Source organism: Pelotomaculum propionicicum (genome assembly GCF_048984525.1).
Taxonomy (GTDB): Bacteria; Bacillota; Desulfotomaculia; order Desulfotomaculales; family Pelotomaculaceae; genus Syntrophopropionicum; species Syntrophopropionicum propionicicum_A.
In genome coordinates this window covers 1-1,890 of the sequence record NZ_JBMGJC010000031.1, presented here as the reverse complement: position 1 = coordinate 1,890, position 1,890 = coordinate 1, and the positions used below count along the sequence as shown (strand labels likewise).

The 1,890-nt window shown below is 48.9% G+C and carries 2 protein-coding genes; both read left to right on the top strand.

Going from position 1 to position 1,890, the window contains the following annotated elements:
* A partial coding sequence (locus ACOBQJ_RS16945; protein WP_421072965.1) for a hypothetical protein occupies positions 1 to 320 on the top strand: 320 nt, incomplete at its 5' end.
* A 525-nt stretch (positions 321 to 845) separates the two neighbouring features.
* A partial coding sequence (locus ACOBQJ_RS16940) for a sugar transferase (RefSeq protein WP_421072964.1) occupies positions 846 to 1,890 on the top strand: 1,045 nt, incomplete at its 3' end.

Below are 1,890 nucleotides of genomic sequence, written 5' to 3'. Positions count from 1 at the left end.
CCGCTGAAACCCAACTGTCCCTGGACGAGGCCTTGATCGTCACCGACGGCGCCTCCGGTCACGGCTGGGGTCTTCTGGCCCAAAAGCTCGGCATCGACCCCGGCTCAAACGAATTCCATGCCCTGAAAGCCCGCTGGACCGAACGAAAAGGCGCCCTGCTGGGCAATACCTACTTCAGGGGCAAAGCCGACAACGACCAGGGCGACGACAATCCCAGGGGTCCCAAATCCAACAAATCCGGCAAGTCCGATGGTTCCGGACCGGAACCGCAGTCCTCCGGCAACCGATCCGGCGCCTCGGCCTCGTCCGGCAAAAAGTAAAGACAGGTAAAAACCGGCTGCAGGCCCCCGGCTCTTGCCGCCGGGGGCCTGCGTCGTATATTGAATAGGGATTCAAACAATTCAATTGTATATAAAGAATTTTATAAAGAAACGGGATTACGCGTACCCAAAAACCGATCTTGCCAAACGCCGTACAACAAAGAAAATGACGGTTTCTTCCCCGGATGCTTCCTTAAGGAGATTTTCGCTTGGCTTTGATGTCAATCTCACGGGTGTACTAAAGATGGGAATTTCGTGATATCCTCATTCCAGTAAAGGGCAGAAAGGATTCAAAAGGTTGATTAGTAGAGGAAAGCCTTCAAAAGTATGTGGGTTTACCGGAAGGCCATGATTGTCGATAGATATCAAGAGATTACTGTGTATTGCCGTTGCCTTGGGTGAGCGTGTTTCGGCCGCCATCCGGGCTTTTATGCGCCTTTATGGTATAAACCGTGGGTCAACACGGTCGGATCTGTCGTATCTATTGGTTTGAAGTATACTACCTTATGGATGGAAGAGGTTTTTGTGACATTCGATAATTTTAAACGTAATTATAAGCCCCAAAAAGCCTTCAATAGAATGCCCATGGTGGGCGCTTTCATAGTCGCCGATCTCGTCGCCGCCATGGTCAGCTTCGGCTCCGGATTTTTTATCGTGAATACTTACGACCTGGATATTATAAACTTTAAGTCATTTATTACGTATTGGCCTTATCTTCCGGCCTTCCTCGTGATTATTTACATTTTTCGCCTTTACCCCGGATTGAACCTTGCTCATGCCGAAGAGCTGCGCAGATTCGCGCTTACTTCGTTTTTGACTCATAATGGTATAATTCTTTCCAGAATCATCATTAGCAAAGAAGTATCCTTGGATCCCTATTCCATAGCCTTCATGCTATCGTGGCTCTGTAGCATAATTTATTTTCCCCTGTTCCGGAGCATTGTCCGAAGGATTTTCCAAAATAGATCCTGGTGGGGTATACATATAGTCATCTTTGGCGCGGGGCAGACAGGTAAATTGATGGCGGATCGACTTATAAAAAAGCCGTTTCTGGGATATCGACCTGTTTTGTTCCTGGATGACGATCCTGCCACGGGAACCGAATACGCCGGGATACCGATTATTCATGGATTAGACCTCGGTCCTCGCGTGGCGGCGGAATGCAAAATCGACACGGCCATCGTCGCTATGCCGGGGATTAGCCGGAAGAGCCTCGGAACGATCGTTGCCGATTATGTCCAGTCCTTCAGGTATTATACCCTCATACCCGATTATATCGGCGTCACAAATCTATGGATGTCCATCAAGGATTTTGATGGGGTGCTGGGGCTCTATACTGTCCAAAGTTTGTTGCTGCCCATCAACCGCAACCTTAAACGGGTAATCGACCTGGTTTTGTCGGTGGTCGGCGGAATATTGCTTCTTCCGTTCCTATCGATAATTGCGGTTCTTATAAAAATCGATTCCCCGGGTCCGGTTTTTTACCGACACCATAGGTTGGGAAAAGACGGGAAGCCCTTTATGGCCTGGAAATTCAGGTCCATGGTCGTCAACTCCAAAGAAGTGCTTC